18 protein-coding genes are annotated in these 17,431 nt (G+C 66.5%); 10 read left to right on the top strand and 8 right to left on the bottom strand.

What is annotated here, in order from left to right:
* Window positions 1-15 precede the first annotated feature (15 nt).
* The 6 genes from R5H30_RS06870 (at window position 16) to R5H30_RS06845 (ending at window position 4,692) form a co-directional block, all read left to right on the top strand.
* Window positions 16-471, top strand: a complete 456-nt coding sequence (locus tag R5H30_RS06870) for a GNAT family N-acetyltransferase (RefSeq protein WP_318327358.1) — start codon at window positions 16-18, stop codon at window positions 469-471.
* On the top strand, window positions 468-1,853 hold the full coding sequence (locus R5H30_RS06865) for a DUF2927 domain-containing protein (RefSeq protein WP_318327357.1): 1,386 nt from the start codon (window positions 468-470) through the stop codon (window positions 1,851-1,853). The genes R5H30_RS06870 and R5H30_RS06865 overlap by 4 nt, the downstream gene beginning before the upstream one ends.
* A 21-nt stretch (window positions 1,854-1,874) precedes the next feature.
* Window positions 1,875-2,042 (top strand): apolipoprotein acyltransferase, encoded by a 168-nt coding sequence (locus R5H30_RS06860; protein WP_318327356.1) that lies wholly within the window; start codon window positions 1,875-1,877, stop codon window positions 2,040-2,042.
* Window positions 2,043-2,153: 111 nt separating this feature from the next.
* Window positions 2,154-3,341 (top strand): vWA domain-containing protein, encoded by a 1,188-nt coding sequence (locus R5H30_RS06855; RefSeq protein WP_318327355.1) that lies wholly within the window; start codon window positions 2,154-2,156, stop codon window positions 3,339-3,341.
* A 120-nt stretch (window positions 3,342-3,461) separates the two neighbouring features.
* Window positions 3,462-3,887, top strand: a complete 426-nt coding sequence (locus tag R5H30_RS06850; RefSeq protein WP_318327353.1) for an OsmC family protein — start codon at window positions 3,462-3,464, stop codon at window positions 3,885-3,887.
* Between the two features lie 109 nt (window positions 3,888-3,996).
* Window positions 3,997-4,692: a M48 family metallopeptidase gene (locus R5H30_RS06845; RefSeq protein WP_318327351.1), complete on the top strand. Its 696-nt coding sequence runs from the start codon at window positions 3,997-3,999 to the stop codon at window positions 4,690-4,692.
* Window positions 4,693-4,711: 19 nt separating this feature from the next.
* On the opposite strand, the gene R5H30_RS06840 is transcribed toward R5H30_RS06845, so the two are convergent.
* From R5H30_RS06840 to R5H30_RS06820, 5 genes are all read right to left on the bottom strand, one after another.
* Window positions 4,712-5,260, bottom strand: coding sequence for an RSP_2648 family PIN domain-containing protein (locus R5H30_RS06840; RefSeq protein ID WP_318327350.1), 549 nt, complete (start codon window positions 5,258-5,260; stop codon window positions 4,712-4,714).
* Between the two features lie 4 nt (window positions 5,261-5,264).
* Window positions 5,265-6,473, bottom strand: coding sequence for an RSP_2647 family RNA methyltransferase (locus tag R5H30_RS06835; protein WP_318327349.1), 1,209 nt, complete (start codon window positions 6,471-6,473; stop codon window positions 5,265-5,267).
* Between the two features lie 50 nt (window positions 6,474-6,523).
* Window positions 6,524-7,120 (bottom strand): DUF6778 family protein, encoded by a 597-nt coding sequence (locus R5H30_RS06830; RefSeq protein WP_318327348.1) that lies wholly within the window; start codon window positions 7,118-7,120, stop codon window positions 6,524-6,526.
* 139 nt (window positions 7,121-7,259) lie between these two features.
* Window positions 7,260-7,532: a hypothetical protein gene (locus tag R5H30_RS06825; RefSeq protein ID WP_318327347.1), complete on the bottom strand. Its 273-nt coding sequence runs from the start codon at window positions 7,530-7,532 to the stop codon at window positions 7,260-7,262.
* Window positions 7,529-10,333, bottom strand: a complete 2,805-nt coding sequence (locus R5H30_RS06820) for a [protein-PII] uridylyltransferase family protein (RefSeq protein ID WP_318327346.1) — start codon at window positions 10,331-10,333, stop codon at window positions 7,529-7,531. The genes R5H30_RS06825 and R5H30_RS06820 overlap by 4 nt, the downstream gene beginning before the upstream one ends.
* An 84-nt stretch (window positions 10,334-10,417) precedes the next feature.
* Here R5H30_RS06820 and R5H30_RS06815 point away from each other — a divergent pair, with 84 nt between their 5' ends.
* The 4 genes from R5H30_RS06815 (at window position 10,418) to R5H30_RS06800 (ending at window position 12,843) form a co-directional block, all read left to right on the top strand.
* Window positions 10,418-10,900 (top strand): YbaK/EbsC family protein, encoded by a 483-nt coding sequence (locus R5H30_RS06815; protein WP_318327345.1) that lies wholly within the window; start codon window positions 10,418-10,420, stop codon window positions 10,898-10,900.
* 119 nt (window positions 10,901-11,019) lie between these two features.
* On the top strand, window positions 11,020-11,442 hold the full coding sequence (locus R5H30_RS06810) for a DUF2852 domain-containing protein (RefSeq protein ID WP_318327344.1): 423 nt from the start codon (window positions 11,020-11,022) through the stop codon (window positions 11,440-11,442).
* 69 nt (window positions 11,443-11,511) lie between these two features.
* On the top strand, window positions 11,512-11,949 hold the full coding sequence (locus tag R5H30_RS06805) for an RDD family protein (RefSeq protein WP_412105114.1): 438 nt from the start codon (window positions 11,512-11,514) through the stop codon (window positions 11,947-11,949).
* Between the two features lie 75 nt (window positions 11,950-12,024).
* On the top strand, window positions 12,025-12,843 hold the full coding sequence (locus tag R5H30_RS06800; RefSeq protein ID WP_318327342.1) for an arginyltransferase: 819 nt from the start codon (window positions 12,025-12,027) through the stop codon (window positions 12,841-12,843).
* A gap of 73 nt (window positions 12,844-12,916) precedes the next feature.
* On the opposite strand, the gene R5H30_RS06795 is transcribed toward R5H30_RS06800, so the two are convergent.
* From R5H30_RS06795 to R5H30_RS06785, 3 genes are all read right to left on the bottom strand, one after another.
* Window positions 12,917-15,274, bottom strand: a complete 2,358-nt coding sequence (locus R5H30_RS06795) for a TRAP transporter large permease (protein WP_318327341.1) — start codon at window positions 15,272-15,274, stop codon at window positions 12,917-12,919.
* Window positions 15,275-15,289: 15 nt separating this feature from the next.
* A complete protein-coding gene (locus tag R5H30_RS06790; RefSeq protein ID WP_318327340.1) occupies window positions 15,290-16,183 on the bottom strand; it encodes a TRAP transporter small permease subunit in 894 nt (297 codons plus the stop codon).
* Window positions 16,184-16,258: 75 nt separating this feature from the next.
* Entirely contained in the window at window positions 16,259-17,347 is a 1,089-nt protein-coding gene (locus R5H30_RS06785) for a TRAP transporter substrate-binding protein (RefSeq protein WP_318327339.1), read from the bottom strand.
* Window positions 17,348-17,431: the final 84 nt, after the last annotated feature.

Raw genomic sequence — 17,431 nt, 5'->3', positions numbered from 1 at the left:
AACGAGGCAGGCAAGATGACCGAACACCCCGCGCTCGAGGTGCGGCCGCTGCAGGCGTCCGACAAGGCAGACTGGTCGCGGCTCTGGGCCGCGTACCTGGCATTCTACGAAACCTCGCGTCCGCAAGAGATACACGATCTCTACTTCGAGCGCCTGATGGGCGACGATCCGCAGGATTTCAGCGGGCTCGTTGCCGTGCTCGACGGGCGGCTCGTGGGCCTCACGCATTACCTCTTTCATCGTCACGGCTGGTCGGTCGAGAACGTCTGCTACCTTCAGGATCTCTACGCCGACCCGGATGTGCGCGGCATGGGCATCGGCCGCGCCCTGATCGAGGCGGTCTATGCCGCGGCCGATGCCGCCGGCGCGCCGAACGTCTACTGGCTGACCCAGGATTCCAACGCCACGGCGCGCCGGCTCTACGACCGGATCGGCACGCTGACGCCCTTCGTGAAGTACAACCGCACATGAGCGCCCGGCGCCGCCTGTCCCGGCTTGCGCTGCCGGTGCTGGTGCTCCTGCACGCTTGCGCGCCGGTCGAACAGGGCGCCACGCCCAGTCGCGCGGCCATCGTCGAGACCAACCTGCCGCCGATGAAGCGGTTCGAGCCCTCGCCGGTGCCGCCCTCCACGACTTCCAACGCCGATCTGACGCGCGATTTCCTCGACCTTTCCTTCGCGCTCGAAAGCGGGCGCGGCCTGCCGGTCTTCACGCGTTTCGAGGGCCCGATCACGCTGCGCCTGAGCGGACGGCCGTCTCCCTCGCTGTCGGCGGACCTCACGCAGCTTCTGACGCGGCTGCGCAACGAGGCGGGCATCGACATCCGCCGCAGCACCGGTGCCGGCGCGTCGATCACCATCGAGGCGGTCTCGTCCGAGCAGATCCGCACCGTGTTGCCGCAGGCGGCGTGTTTCGTCGCACCCAATGTCGGCAGTTTCTCCGAATATCGCGCCAATCGCCGCAATGCCCGCACCAACTGGACATTGCTGAAGGAACGGACGCGGCTTGCCATTTTCCTGCCCGCCGACGCCCCGCCGCAGGAGATCCGCGATTGTCTGCACGAGGAACTGGCGCAGTCGCTCGGGCCGCTCAACGACCTCTACCGTCTGCCCGACTCGGTCTTCAACGACGACAACATGCACTCGGTGCTGACCGCCCATGACATGCTGATCCTGCGCGCCACCTACGCGCCCGAACTGCGCTCGGGCATGTCCCGTGAACAGGTCGCGGCCCGGCTGCCCGGCATCTTCGCACGCATCAATCCCGCCGGCGCCGGGCGGCCGGCGCGTTATGCGCAGGAGACCCCGCGCGAATGGCGCCAGGCCATCGAGACCGCGCTTGGCCCCGGGGCGTCCTACGCCCAGCGCAGCCGCGCCTCGGCGCAGGCCGTCCGCATCGCGGTGCAGCTCGGCTGGCAGGACCAGCGCCGCGCCTTTGCCCATTACGCCCGCGCCCGCGTTTTGCAGCCGTCCGACCCCGGCGATGCCTACCGCGAGTTCCTGCTGGCCGACCGCTACTACGCCCGGTCGCCGCAGACCCGGCTGCATCGCGCCTATGTCGCAAGCCAACTTGCCGCCTACGCGGTCGCCGAAGGCGACGGCGCCGCCGCGCTGTCGCGCCTCGAGCCGAACCTGGCTGCCGCAGCGGGTTCCGAGAATGCCGCCCTGCTTGCCACGCTGATGCTGCTCAAGGCCGAGGCACTCGAGCTCGTAGGCCGCGACACCGAGGCGCGCGCGGTCAGGCTGGACAGTCTGGGATGGGCGCGATACGGCTTCGGCCCGGACTGGGCGGTCCGCGACCGGCAAAGCGAGATTGCCGGGCTGAACCCGCTGAAAGGTCTGAACCGCAGCTGAACCAAGGAGCGCGCGTAGCAGATGATCGTGATCCTCGCCGCCATCGCCGGCGCCGTGATCGGCGGGATGACCGCCGCTCGGCGCAACGGCAACCGCAAGGACATCGCGCAATACGCCGCCGGCTATGCGCTGGCCTTCACCGTCGTCGGGCTGATCGCCACGGTGATCCTCGACCGCACTTTGCTGTGAACCAAGGTCCGCAAGCCGCTGTTTTCCCGGCAGTCTGACCGCCGTCTCGCCCGTTCTGGTCCCCAGTGCTGCCGCGCGATAGTCTGAGGTCATCCAGAGAGGCCGCCCGAGATGTTCCTGCCCTTCTTCGATGCCCTGCGCCGCAATGCCGTGCCGGTCTCCCTGCGGGAGTTCCTGTCGTTTCTCGAGGCGATGAAGGCCGACCTCGTGACCTACGATGTCGAGGCCTTCTACTATCTCGCCCGGCTGACACTGGTGAAGGACGAGCGCAATATCGACAAGTTCGACCGCGCCTTCTCGGCCGCCTTTGCAGGGCTCGAGGCGATCACGCCTGAAGAGGTGCTCGAAGCAGTCGACATTCCGCGCGAATGGCTCGAGAAGATGGCCGAAAAACACCTGTCGGACGCCGAGAAGGCCGAGATCGAGGCCCTGGGCGGTTTCGACAAGCTGATGGAAACGCTCAAGGAGCGTCTGAAGGAACAGGAAGGCCGACACCAGGGCGGCTCGAAATGGATCGGCACGGCCGGAACCTCGCCCTTCGGCGCCTACGGCTACAACCCCGAGGGCGTGCGCATCGGGCAGGACCGCTCGCGGCACAAGCGAGCGGTCAAGGTCTGGGACAAGCGTGAATTTCGCAATCTCGACGACACCGTGGAGCTGGGCACGCGCAACATCAAGGTCGCGCTCAAGCGCCTGCGGCGATGGGCGCGCGACGGCGCGGATGAGGAACTGGACCTCAACGGCACCATCCGCTCGACCGCCGAACACGGCTATCTCGACGTCAAGACCCGACCCGAACGGCGCAACGCGGTCAAGGTGCTGCTGTTTTTCGACGTCGGCGGCTCGATGGACCCGCATGTGAAGGTCGTCGAGGAACTGTTCTCGGCGGCGCGCGCCGAGTTCAAGCATCTCGAGCACTACTACTTTCACAACTGCCTTTACGAGGGTGTCTGGCGCGACAACCGGCGGCGCTGGGATGCGCAGATCCCGACCCACGAAGTCCTCAACACCTATGGGCCGGACTACCGCTGCATCTTCGTCGGGGATGCGTCGATGTCCCCTTACGAGATCGCCTACCCCGGCGGCGCGTCCGAGCACTGGAACGCCGAAAGCGGTGCGACATGGTTGCGGCGGGCCCACGAGCAATGGCCGGCGACGCTGTGGATCAATCCCGTCCCCGAAGCCTACTGGGGCTATACCCAGTCGATCGCCATGATCCAGGAACTGATCGGGCCGGATCGCATGGTGCCGATGACGCTGGACGGTCTGGGTCGCGGAATGAAGGCGCTGACCCGCTAGAGCGGGTCGCGCGCCGGAACGTGCGGGCGATGCGGCGCGTTGTGTCGGAGTGCGAGACCGGGCGCGCCGAAAGGCTGTCGCGACCTGCCGCACCCGAAACGACAGTGGAAAGGACACACCATGATCACGAAATCCGGCTCCGCGAAATGGGAAGGCGACCTGCGCTCCGGGCGCGGTCACGTGTCGACCGAGACCGGCGCGCTGTCCGACCAACCCTACGGGTTCAAGTCGCGTTTCGAAGGCGGCACCGAGACCAACCCCGAAGAACTCGTTGGGGCCGCACATGCCGCCTGCTTCTCGATGGCGCTGTCGATGGTGCTTGGCGACTACGACCTCGTCGCCGACAGTATCGACACCAAGGCCACCGTCTCGCTTGAACAGAAGGACGGCGGGTATCACATTCCGAAGGTACATCTCGACGTGACCGCGGCGATCGCGGACGCAAGCGAGGAGCAGTTCAAGGAAGCGGCCAAGATCGCAAAGGAAAACTGCCCGATCTCCAAGCTTTTCACGGCAGAGATCACCTTGAACGCCAAGCTGGCCTGAAGGGACCCGAAATGTCCGCGGCGCGACGCTGTTCCGTGTCGCGCCGCATGACCACACCGTGACGCCATGTGCGCTTGCCAGACCGGCACGCAGGCCCCATATCCGGGTCATGCTCAAGGTCACACCGATCCTGCTTGCGGTGCTCTACGCGCTGGCCATGTACCGCTTTTCGGCGTGGCGGACCGCGAAAGAGCTCGACTCGCGTTCGACCGAGCTCGCCGATCCCAAGCTGAAATCCCTGATGGACCGGCTTGCCGCTGCGCTCGACCTGCCGCGGATCCGCGTCCATATCTACGAAATAGATCCCGTGAACGGTCTGGCGGCGCCCGATGGGCGAATTTTCGTGACGCGCGGGTTCTACAACAAGTTCCGGGTCGGAGAGGTCAGCGCGGAAGAGCTGGCCTCGGTCGTCGCACACGAATTGGGCCATGTCGCGCTGGGGCATTCCCGGCGGCGGATGATCGACTTTTCCGGGCAGAACGCGCTGCGCACGGCGCTGGCCATGGTTCTGGGGCGCATCATCCCGGGCGTCGGCATCTGGATCGCCAATGCGCTTGCCACCCTTCTGGCCGCACGCCTGTCGCGCCAGGACGAGTTCGAGGCCGACGCATATGCCGCGGCCCTTCTGACCAAGGCCGGAATCGGGATCGAGCCGCAGATCAGCCTCTTTCACAAGCTCGACGGGCTGTCCGGGCGCGGTGGTGCCGGGGCGCCGGCCTGGCTGCTGAGTCATCCGGCCACCGAAGAGCGGATCAAGGCGCTTCGAACCTTGGGCGCGCGCTGGTCCGTCGACGACCAGACCTGAGCGCCGGCCGGGCCCCACTTCAGGGCCGGTCGAGTTGCTTGCCGAGGCGCGGCAGCCGCGCCTTCTTCATCAGACCCCGCAGCGTCCAGTCCTCGCCAGACAGCCGCCGCGCCTCTGCCAGAATCTCTGCACCGACGGTGCGCATCGCCTCCACATGTTCCTGCGCGAGCGAGCTCAGCAATGCGTCGGGGTCGATGCGCACCAGCCCCTCCTCGGCCAGCGTGCCGCGTGGAAAATCCTTTGCGTTCAGCGTCATGATTGCGTCAGCGGATGACCCGACGGCCACCGCAAGTACATGAACGTCGGCGGGATCCGGCAGCCAGAGGCGCGCCTCGATCCCCGGCTCGGGACGACGCTCGGCGTCCGGCCAATCGGCGCGCAGCAGGACGATTTCACCCCGCGCCTGTGCCGCGCCTTCCGGTCCCAGTTTTTCCGCTGCGCGCGCCCATTCCTCGAGGATTCGCGCCGACCAGACCGGCTCGAAGGCACCGGTGGCACGCGCGGCACCGAGGATCACTTGGCGCATCACCGTCGGATAAAGCACACAGGCGTCAAGCACGATGCGCATGGCGTCAGACCCGGAAGAACAGCGACTTGAGATAGCCGCTTTCGGCCAGTTGCGGCAGGACCGGGTGATCCGGTCCCGCAGCGCCGGTGTGGATCAGCACGCCGCGCCGGCCGGCCCGGCCGATCCCGCGCACCGATGCCGCGCGAAACACCGAGAGATCGGCGGCGTGCGAACAGGAGCAGAGCCCGAGGATTCCGTTGTCGGCCACCAGCGGCGCAGCCAGACGGGCGATCCGTTCATAGGCGCGCAGCCCGGCCTCGAGCGCCTGTTTCGAGGGCGCGAAGGCCGGCGGATCGCAGATCACCACGTCGAACTGCGCACCCTCGGCGCGCAGGGCGGTCAGCACCTCGAAGGCATCGCCCGGACGGGTCGCGAAGCGGTCCGCGACACCCGAGGCCTGCGCCCCGCCCTGCGCAAGCTCGAGCGCCGGAGCCGAGCCATCGACGGCCAGCGCGGAGACCGCGCCACCGGCAAGGCAGGCCAGCGCGAAACCGCCGACATGGCTGAACACGTCGAGCACGCGCGCCCCGCGCGCCAGCCCGGCGGCGAAGGCGTGGTTGGGCCGCTGGTCGAAGAAGAGACCCGTTTTCTGGCCACCGGTGAGGTCGGCCAGGTAGGTCGCGCCGTTCATCGGAACCTGCAAGGGTCCGTCCGGGGCCGAGCCGCGCAGCACGGCGCTTGCGTCGTCCAGCCCTTCGAGCGTCCGGGTCCGGCCCGAAGCGTTCTTGAGCACCGTCTCAGCGCCCGTCACCTCGACCAGCGCTTCGGTCAGAGCCTCGAGATGCCGCTCCGCCCAGGCCGCGTTGGGTTGCACGACGCAGGTGTCGCCGAAGCGGTCGATGACCACGCCGGGCAGCCCGTCGGCCTCGGCATGGACCAGTCGGTAGAAAGGCGTGTCATAAAGCTTTTGCCGCAGGTCGAGCGCGCGCGAGAGACGCCAACCGAACCACGCAGCATCGATCTGCGCGGCTGGATCCGGGTCGAGCATCCGCGCGATGATCCGTGACCGCGAGTTTACCGCGACGAGACCCATCGGCGTGCGTTCGTGATCTTGCAGAACCGCGATGCTTCCCGGTGCCAGCGCCTTCGTCCGCCGGTCGGTGACGAGTTCGTTTGCGAAGACCCAGGGCGCACCGTGGCGGATCGCACGGGCGTTGGCCTTCGGCATGAGCCGGACGGTCGGCAGGTCGGATGCAGGCGAGGTCTGTGTCATGTCCCGGGCAATAGTGCTTTCGGTGTCCGCGGGAAAGGGCCGATCTGCTGTCAGCCACCGGTGGACCCGTAGGCATCGGGGTTGACCAGTTCGCTTCGGATCACGGTCTCTAGGTGGGCGATGATCCTGACCTTCTGGGTCTGTCCCGCGGCATCGGCATCGACCGCCTTTTGCCCTCCGAAAGCCCGGAGATCGGCCTTGATGACCCGCCGCGGCCCCAGCGGCGCGCCGGTGCTGGCGTCGCGCATCAGCATTTCGAAGGTGATCGAATGCACGCCGCCCACCGTGTAGCGCGCAACCTCGGTTACCGAGTGAAAGCGCGTCACCTCGATGTCCGCCGCCACCTTCCTGGTTCCACTCAAGGGACGCACGGCACGGCGCCCGGCCTCGGCGAAGATCGCCGTCACCTGGGCATAGCGGTCTCCGCGTGGTTCGCCACGCCACACGATATCGGCCGCAGGGTAGTAGGTGCTCTCCTCGGAGACGGTCAGGCTGCGCGGCACCGCGACCGTCACCTCCTGCACCGTCACGTCCGGGGATGTTTCCTGGCCAGCGGCAAGGCGCGGCGCGCCCGGGTAGGGCGGCGCGGCGCAACCGGCCAGCGACAGGACAAGGATCAGGGCGTTCAGCCGTGCGTTCAGGCGCATGGCGCGTCTCCGCTAGGTGATCCTGCCTAGGCGCACGCCAAGGGTCCTGTCAACGACGGCATGGGATCACCGCGATTTTTCGTTTTCTGCTTTCGGTTCAAACACTTGAAGGTAGAACGTTCGTCAATTCATCCGCCTCTCAGTTGCGCTGTCGACCCCGCCAGCCGCCGCGTCGTCTGGGGGATGAGATGCCGGTCAGCCCCTCCTGCAACACCTGCGCCATCGGGTGCGCGGGCACCGCATCGACATGACGCGCCAGCAGGCGCGCTATCGCGGCCCGGCTGTCGATGTGCCCGGGCAAGCTGAGTGCCCAGTCGAGGAAGATCGACCGGCATTCGGCAGCACTGATGCCGTCGATCCGGAACGCCTCGCGGATCAGGCCCTTGGGATCGTCCGGGTCAGCCTCGGTCATGCGCCGCGATCCTCGCCCTCATAAGGTGCCAGCGCGCGGGTAATGATCGTGTCAGCCGTTGCGTAGAGCTCTGACAGGCGCTCGGCTGCGGCGTCCATCGACGGCGCGCCGGTCACACGCTGCAGGAATGCCCGCCCACCCTGCCCCATCTGCCCGGGATCCGGCGTATCGGCAGTCAGCAGCCGCGCCGCCATGTTGAAATCGAACAGCGTCGCATGGGCTTCGGAGAGTGCGTCAGCCTCGCCCGGGCCGAGGATGCCCGCGGCTTCCGCGTTCGACAGGCCCGTTCGCAGCGCCCGCTCTGCCTTGCCGGCCACGAGGTTTCCGGCCTGGGCGATCAGCTCGATTTCCTGCGTGCGTCCCGGGCCGACCTTGGTGTCCCAGAGGGTTCCCGCCCCCTTCGCAGCCGAGATCCGAGCGCGCATCGTCGCCACCTCGCGGCAGATCTCGGCAAGATCGCGCGGAGCCGAGAGCACCTCGGCGCGAAATGCTTCCACCTCGGCGCACAGCGCCTCGGGGCCGGCGACGGCGGAGGCGCGGGTCAGCGCCAGGTGCTCCCAGACCCAGGCCTCGTCCCGCTGGTAATTCCGGAAGGCGCTCCAGCTTGTGGCTACCGGTCCCTGGTTTCCCGAGGGACGCAAACGCATGTCCGCCTCGTAGAGCCGGCCCTGAGACATCGGCGCGGTCAGCGCGGTGATCAGCGCCTGCGTCAGGCGCGCGTAATATTGCCGTGTCGGCAGCGGCTTGCGGCCTTCCGACATATCCTGCTCCGCCGGGTCATAGACGACGATCAGGTCGAGGTCGGAGCGCGGACCGAGCCGCCCCTCGCCGAGAGACCCCATGCCAAGCACGACCGCGCCGCGGCCGGGCGCTTGCCCATGACGTTCGGCGAACTGGCGTTGGACCTCGGGCCAGAGCACCCCGAGGATCGCACGGGCGATATCCGAATACTGCAGCGCCGCCGTGCGGGGATCGATCAGGCCACGCAAGAGGTGCACACCGACGCGAAAGTGCCACTCGCGCCGCCAGCGCCGCATCCGGTCGAGCCGAGTCTCGTAATCGGGTTCGGGCTCGAGCGCCGCTGCCAGACCGTCGGCCAGCGCCTGCGCGCTCGGCCAGTCACTGAAGAAATCCCCGCCGATCACCGCGTCGAAGACCACCGGATTGTGCGACAGGTAAGCGGCGAGATCCGGCGAGACGGCAATGATGTCGATCAGCAGATCGCGAAGCTGCGGATTCACGTCGAGCAGCGAGAAAAGCTGCACCCCGGCCGGCAGACCCTTGAGAAAGCCGTCGAAGGCCACCAGCGCCTCGTCGGGTTTCGCGCTTTCGGACAGGCGCATCAGCAGATCGGGCTTCAGCCGCTCGAAGATCGTCCGGCTGCGTGTGCCACGCAGCGCCGGGTAGCTGGGCCAACGCGCCATGATGTCGGCGTCGAAGTCGTGGACCTCGGTCGCGTGCGGCACGGGCGCGGGCTTGCTGGGGGCGAAGAAGCCCTCGGTGAGTTCGTGAACCTCTTCCAAGCGCCTGCGCAGATCGGTCCGAAGCGCATCCTCGTCACGGTCCATCAGGTGCGCAAGGCGGGCGAACCCCTCCTCCAAGCCCGGCAGGCTGTGAGTCTGGGCGTCCTGGATCATCTGCAGACGGTGCTCGACCGTGCGATGGGCGACGTAGTGATCGGCCAGCGTGTCCGAGGCCGCCTGTTCGACCCAGCCTTTCTCGGCCAAAACCGCGAGCGCCGCCAGAGTGCCGCGTCGGCGCAGGTCCGGATCGCGCCCACCGGCGATGATCTGACGGGTTTGGGTGAAGAACTCGATCTCGCGGATGCCGCCGCGGCCCAGCTTCATGTCATGGCCCGGCAGGGTGATCGGGCCGTGCAGCCCCTTGTGCTCGCGGATCGCCAGGCGCATGTCATGCGCGTCCTGGATCGCGGCGAAGTCGAGATGCCGACGCCAGACGAAAGGCCGGATCGCCTCGAGGAACCGCTCACCCGCCGCGGCGTCGCCCGCGCAGGGCCGCGCCTTGATATAGGCGGCCCGTTCCCAGGTGCGCCCGACGCTTTCGTAATACCGTTCAGCGGCCTCCATCGCCATGCAGACAGGGGTCACGGCGGGATCGGGCCGAAGTCTCAGGTCGGTGCGGAAGACATAGCCCTGCGCCGTCAGGTCGCTGAGCGTTGCGCTCATAGCGCGGGTCGCGCGCACGAAGGCAGCGCGGGCCTCGTGGTAGTCGCCGGGATCGAAGCGGGTCTCGTCGAAGAGACAGATCAAGTCGATGTCGGAGGAGTAGTTGAGCTCTCGCGCGCCCATCTTGCCCATCGCCAGAACGCACATCCCGCCCGCGACCGGGACATCGTCTTCGGTCATGCCCGGCAGCTTGCCGCGCCGGATCTGGATCGCGATGGCGTCGCGCAGGGCCGCCTCGCAGGCGGCATCGGCGAGATCGGTCAGCAAACCGGTGACCTTTTCCAGCGGCCAGGCCCCGCCGAGATCTGCAAGTGCTGTCAGCAGCGCCAGGCGCCGCTTGGCCTGGCGCAGGTCGTCCTTGACGGAGCCGTCCGCCCCGGCGCCGCGGGCAGCGTCCAGCACGGCGGCGGCCCCCGCATCGGCATTGTCGAGCGCCTGCGGCAGCCAGTCGGCTTCCTTCGCCACCAGCGTCGCCAGGTAGGGACAGCAGCCTGCCGCCCCCTCGACCAGCGCTCCGAGATCGCCGTCCAGCGCGGGCACCAGCGCCCGAGCCTCCCTGCCCCGGTCGGGTTCGTGGGCGCGGGGCATACGGGTCAGCGCGGCGGCAAGGCTCATACGCCAAGATGTGACTTGCGGCGTGGGCCGCGTCAATGCCGGGCGGGCTTGCGCGGGCGCGGTACAGGCGGCAGGGTGCGGCGCATGAGCAAGTCCCTCCGCCGCGTGCGCGCCGCCCTCGAAGCCGCCGATGTCGCCATCGACATCCGCGAAACCGCCCTCGCCCGCACCGCCGCGGACGCCGCCCTGGCGGTCGGCTGCGAGGTCGACCAGATCGCCAAGTCGATCGTGTTCCGCGGCGAGGACAGCGGCGGGCTCTATCTTTTCATCACGGCCGGGGCGCAGAAGGTCGACCCGGACCGCGCGGCGCGGCTTGCCGGCGAAGCGCTCGGCAAGGCCGAGGCGCACCTGATCCGCGAACGCACCGGGTTCGCCATCGGCGGCGTCGCACCCATCGGGCACCTCGAGCGCGTGCCGGCGTTTTTCGACCGAACGCTGCTGGATTTCGAAGAAATCTGGGCCGCCGCTGGCACGCCGCACCATGTATTTTGCGTCGAGCCGGCGGTCCTTGTCGAAATTTCTTTCGCGCAAGTATCTGATTTCACTGCCTTGCGCGAGAAAATGTAAAATCTTTTCACATCGCGCCTTGCAAGTGCCGCCCCGCACTCCGATATCGGGGATGTGAAACACATTCACATCACCGGCTGACCCGGGGATCCGACATCAACCGATTGAAAGGCACTGACATGACATCTTTGACGCAGACGCGCCCGATGGAGTACCGCCCCGGCTGGTTCGCCCGTGCGGAAGGCTGGCTCGACGACAAGGGCAAAGGCGCCTGGATCGCCGCGATGGTTCTCGGCTTCGTCTTCTTCTGGCCGGTTGGCCTCGCCCTTCTCTTCTACATGATCTGGAGCAAACGCATGTTTTCGAAATCCTGCCGCTCGTCCTCCCGCTCGATGCGCCACGGCATGAATGCCATGCGCCCGACCGGCAACTCCGCCTTTGACTCCTACAAAGCCGACACGCTCGCGCGGCTTGAACAGGAACAGGCCGACTTCGAAGCCTTCCTCGAGCGCCTGCGCGAGGCCAAGGACAAGGCCGAATTCGACGAGTTCATGCGCGATCGCGCCAGCAAGAAGGCTGACGACGAGAGCGTCGAAGACTGAACACGGACCGAGGCCCCGCGCATTCCGCGCGGGGTCGCTTCCACGACGAGGCATGATATGCAGATGACGATGACCCACACCCCCGACCCGCAGACGCAGGCCCAGTTCTACCGCGACGTCCCGCTCAAGCGCCTGCTGGCCTGGGTCGTCGACACGCTGGTGACGCTGCTGGCCTGTGTCGTGATCCTGCCCTTCACCGCCTTCACCGGCCTGTTTTTCTTTCCCGCGCTCTACGTCACGGTGAACTTCATCTACCGTGTCGTCACCCTTGCAAACCGCTCGGCGACCTGGGGCATGCGGCTTTTTGCGGTCGAAATCCGGCAGGCGAACGGGGAACGGCTCGATGCGACCACCGCGCTGATGCACACCATCGGGTATGCCGTCAGCTGGGCCGTGGCGCCTCTTCAGCTGATCTCGGTCGTCATGATGGCCTGCACGGAACGCAAGCAGGGGTTGAGCGACCATGCGCTCGGGACCGTTGCGATCAACCGGCGAGCGGCGGATTGACCACGCTTCAAAAGGGCGCTTGGCGCTCGCTGGGGGGCTTGTTATCCTTCGTGCTGACTCACGCCTAGGATCCTGATGCGCCACACGCTTCCCATAGCGCCCCAGTTCTACGTCACGGCCCCGCAGCCGTGCCCGTACCTGGAAGGTCGGATGGAGCGGAAGCTCTTTACCGCGCTGCAGGGCGAGAATGCCGACCGGTTGAACGACAGCCTGTCCCAGCAGGGCTTCCGACGGTCGCAAAACGTGCTTTACCGGCCGTCCTGCGCGGAATGCTCGGCCTGCCTCTCGGCACGGATCGACGTGTCGCGTTTCAAGCCCTCGCGCAGCCAACGCCGCACCGCATCGCGCAACGAAGCGGTCGCGCGTCGTGCGACCTCGCCCTGGGCCTCCGAAGAACAGTACGAGCTGTTCCGCAGCTACCTCGATGACCGGCACGCGGACGGCGGCATGGCCGACATGGACGTGTTCGAGTTCGCCGCGATGATCGAAGAAACCCCGATTCGCAGCCGGGTGGTGGAATACACCGAAGACCGCTCGCTGATCGGCGTCAGCCTTACGGATGTGCTGAGCGACGGGCTGAGCATGGTCTATTCCTTCTACGCCCCCGACCTGCAGCGCCGCTCTCTGGGCACCTACATGATCCTCGATCACATCGAGATCGCACGCGAGGCCGGGCTGCCGTATGTCTACCTCGGCTACTGGGTGCCCGGCAGCCAGAAGATGGGCTACAAGTCCAAGTTCTCGGGACTCGAGGTCTATGTCGGCGGGCGCTGGACGCGCGTGACCGACGCCAAGCGTTTCTCCGCGGACACGCATCCGCTCTCGACCGACCCGATCGCCGAGCAGGTGGCGAACATCCACCTGCCCGACACGCGCCCGACCAAGCGGCGCTGAGCCGGTCCCAAAACAACTGAAAAAAACGGGGCGCCGCAGCGCCCCGTTTCTTGTTTGTGTCCCCTGACAGGTCTCAGCTTCCCAGCAGGTCCGGCACCAGCGTGACGATCCCCGGCACGAGCCAAAGCAGCGCCAGCGCCACGACCTGGATGATCACGAAGGGGATGATCCCGCGGTAGATGTGGCCCGTGGTGACCTCTTTCGGTGCCACGCCCCGCAGGTAAAACAGCGCAAAGCCAAAAGGTGGCGTCAGGAACGAGGTCTGCAGGTTCACCGTGATCATGATCGTCACCCACTTCGGGTCGAAGGTGCCGCCGTAGATCACCGGCCCGACGATCGGGATGACGATGTAGATGATCTCGAGGAAGTCGAGGACGAAGCCGAGCACGAAGAGCACCAGCATCACGATCAGGAAGACCGTGAACTCGTTGTCGAAGCTTTGCAGCCATTGCTGGATGTAATGCTCGCCGCCGAAGCTGATCACCACGAGGTTGAGAAGCTGCGAGCCGATCAGGATGGTGAAGACCATGCTGGTGACCTTGGCGGTCTCGCGCACGACCTGGGTCAGCACCTTGCTGCGGAACAGCACCCAACAGGCATAGAGCAGCCCGAAGAAGGCGAACATATACGCGCCGTAGGCAACGATATAGGCGACCCAGGTCTCGAGCGTCACGACGGCCTGGTTGATCCGCAGGTCGAAGTTGATGCCGAGCAGGATCATGATCACCAGCGCGAAGGTCGACATGATGATGATGCGCCCGCTGCCGCCCTCGTCCTTCAGCTTTCGGAAGGCCGCGAGCATGATCGCGCCTGCGGCCCCCAGCGCCGCCGCGGGCGTCGGATTGGTGATGCCGCCAAGGATCGAGCCCAGCACCGCGATGATCAGCACCAGCGGCGGGAAGACCACGCGGATAAGCTCGTTCTGCGCCAGGCGCCCGGCGGCGTGCCAGCAGCCCCAGAGCGCGATGCCGAGCGGAATGGCCAGCATGAGCACTGTGCCGCTGGAACTGGTCAGCGGTCCGATCAGGGCGATGTCGACGAGAAGCGCGAGCGCCAGGCCGACCCCGCCAACGATCAGCGGTGTCGCCGAGCGCATCGGCGCGACGCCGCGCGCGGTGGTCAGAACCAGCGCCAGCAGAACCACGATGGTCGCGACACCCGAGCCGATCGGCGCCGCGTTCAGGATCGGGCGTGTATCTTCGGGCGCCTCGACCTCGGTCTCTGCGGCGTTCGGATCGGGTGCCGGCTCGGGCTCGGGCTCGACCCCGGCCGCACGCAGGCGGACCGACTCGTCCCAGGCTTCCTGCCCGTGCAGCTCGATCATCGAAGCCTGGCACTGTTCGCTGACGTTGGTGCGCAGCATGGTCGTACGTTCGGCGGAACCGGTGTCAGAAAGGCTCGCGCGCTGAGAGCCGACGATGTCGAACTGGGCCATCGCGATGACCGCACCGATCACGAGGACCGGCGCCACGACGAACCAGGTCATCGCCTCGCCGCGCGTGATGACCCCCTGGCCGCTGTCGTCGAGGGTCACCGAGGGTGCGCGCGACGGATTCAGCAGCGCATAGCAGAAGGCGTAGCCGGCATAGAGGGCGGCCAGCATGATGCCGGGAAGCATGGCAGCCTGGAACAGCGTGCCGACCGAGACCACGGCGGGACGCCCGAGATAGGTAAGCGCGTCCGAGCATCCGGCGGACTGAGCGCGGGCCTCCTGCGCCGTGGAGTAGAGGTCACCGGCGAGCGTGCCGAGCAGGACGATCACGATCGAGGGCGGGATGATCTGGCCCAGCGTACCTGAGGCCGCGATGACGCCCGTCGACAGTTCCGGGCTGTAGCCGTTGCGCAGCATGGTCGGCAGGCTCAAGAGGCCCATCGTGACGACCGTGGCGCCGACGATGCCGGTCGAGGCGGCGAGGAACGCGCCGACGACGACCACCGACACGGCGAGACCGCCCGGCAGAGGGCCGAAAACACGCGCCATCGTGGTCAGCAGATCCTCGGCGATCTTCGAGCGTTCGAGCGTAATGCCCATCATCACGAACATCAGAACCGCCAGCAGCGTCTCGATCGACTGGCCCGCGAAGACGCGGTCGTTCATCCGGTTGACGACGAAGGACAGGTTGCGGTCGATCGCCATTTCCCAGCCGCCCGGGAAGACGGATTCCGCCACGCGCGGCAGGTCCGGGTACTTGAAGATTGTTACATCGTTGCGATGTACGCCGGTGGCGAGGATGTCGCGGTAGGCCTGCGAGCCGGTATCGATCGCCTGGTGGATCAGCAGCCCCGCGCTGTCGAGCGCCGCGATGATCCCGAACGAGATCATCCCTGCGCCGGCGATGGCGAAGGCCACCGGGAAACCCGACAGGATGCCTGCAAAAAGCGTGATCAGAACGATCAGCAGGCCGATCTCTACGCCGTCTAGTCCGAACATTGTCGTCCCTGCCCCTTAGTGCACGCTGTGAAGCGGATCTTCTTCCACGCCCATCTGGTCGCGGTCGAGATACTTGTTTTCGCTGGCCTCGCCTTCCCGGAACTCGAGCAGCGAGCGGAAGAAGAAGGCGATGGCGTGAAGAATGACGAGCCCTGTGAAGGCCACCATCAAGATCTTGAACAGGAAGTACCCGTTGAAGCCGTTCGGCGAGAATCCGATGGTCTCGACGTTCCACTTGGCGATCGAGGCCTTGCGCAGCATCATGTCGAGCGTGTCGCTGGCCGAGACCTTGGGCGTCAGCATGTTGCGCCACAGGAAGAACCAGGCGTAAAGCCAGGTCAGGATGCCGGCCGGGATCATGAAGAAGAGCGATCCGAACATGTCGATCACCTTCTTGGTGCGGAACTTCACCACCGAATAGACCAGATCGACACGGACATGGCCGCCCTGAACGAAGGTGTAGGTGACGCAGAGCGCCACGATCATCGCGTTGTAGAGCTTGAGCTCTTCGGTGAACCAGCCGACCGATTGCGAAAATCCCATCCCGGCGGGCGAGAAGGTCAGCGTGCCGAGCCGGAAGATCGACTGCAGGAAGACGACGACGACCTGCTGCAGGACCATCAGCAGGCCGACCCAGGCGGCGGCGCGGCCGATGCCGTTGGCAAAGCCTTCCAGACCGCGGACGCAGGCCCACATGACGCGCGGCCAGATCAGGCCGACGACTGTAAGAACGATCACGATGTCGAGGAAAACGAAGAAGAATTCGACCGATGCGCCGTAGTAGATGAAGCGCATGAGCGCTTCCTTGTTCGACCAGTCGAGCCACTGAAGCGGATGGCTGAGCGCGTAGAAGAAATTGTAGAAACCCAGCCCGATATTCGTGATCAGCCAGATCAGAGCGTCGCCCATGAGGTCCCCCTCCCCAGTGGAAAGGACCGCGCGCGGGGGGCCGCGCGCGGTCTGTTTTTCGTCAGGCTGTCGCCGTCACATCGACGCCAGAACGCGGTTGCGCTGCTGTGCGTAGGCGCTGTCGGAGACCGAGAGCCAGCCGCCCGAGGCACGCATCGACGCCTGGGCCGAATCGTGAACCTTCTTGAACAGGTCGTCGCTGGTGTAGCTGTCCAGCAGTTCCACCGAGGCATTGCCGAAGGCGTTCCAGATGTCGTCGGAGAATTCCTGGATCTGGGTGCCGCCGGACTTCAGACGCTCGAGCGCCGGACCGTTGTTGGCGATGAACTGGGCGTAGTTGGCCTGGTGCGCGTCGGCGCAGGCCAGCTCGATCGCCTTCTGCTGGGACGGGGTAAGGCTGTTGAAGACCTCGAGGTTGACCGCCGTCGACAGGGCCGCGCCGGGCTCGTGGAAGCCGGCCGGGTAGTAGTAGTTGCAGACCTCCTGCAGGCCCAGCTTCTCGTCCGACCAGGGGCCGATCCACTCGGTCGCATCCAGCGCACCGGTCGACAGCGCCTGGTAGATCTCGCCGCCCGGCAGAACCTGCACGGACGCGCCAAGCTTCGACAGCGCCTCGCCGCCGAGGCCCGGCATGCGGAACTTCAGGCCCTTGAAGTCGTCGGCCGAAGCCACCGGGTTGCGGAACCAGCCGCCGCCCTGCGCGCCGGTCTGGCCGGCGATGAAGCTCTTGAGGCCGAAGACCTCGCCCAGCTCGTGGTGCAGCGCCATGCCGTCCTGGCCGTAGTACCAGGTCATCATCTCGGGCGCGGTCATGCCGAAGGGCACGGCGGTGAAGTAGGCCCAGGCCGGGTGCTGGCCGACGAAGTAGTAGTCGGCGCCGTGGTACATGTCGGCCTGACCGGCGGTCACGGCATCGAAGACCTCGAGCGCGCCGACGAGTTCACCGGCAGCTTTCGCCTCGACGGTGACCTGGCCGTCGGTGGCGGCGGTGATCGAGTTCGCGACGCGCTCGACCGAGTCCCACACACCGGCAAGGCCGCGCGGCCAGGTGGTGACCATGGTCAGGGTGCGGTTGCCCTGGGCATAGGCCGGGGCCGCCAGCGCCGTAGTGGCTGCAGCCGCGCCGCCGAAAGCGGAATTCTTCAGAAATGAGCGTCGATCCATTGGTGTCCTCCCCATAGGCCCGCAAAATCTGTCGTTCGCGGGCGGATCTTTTTTCGGTGCGCGCAACCTACCAACTGGGGCAGG

This window comes from Roseobacter sp. FCG-D35, assembly GCF_033436665.1.
Taxonomy (GTDB): Bacteria; Pseudomonadota; Alphaproteobacteria; order Rhodobacterales; family Rhodobacteraceae; genus JAWQFO01.
Note: the sequence above shows the minus strand (reverse complement) of the source record. Positions and strands in the feature narration are given on the sequence as shown.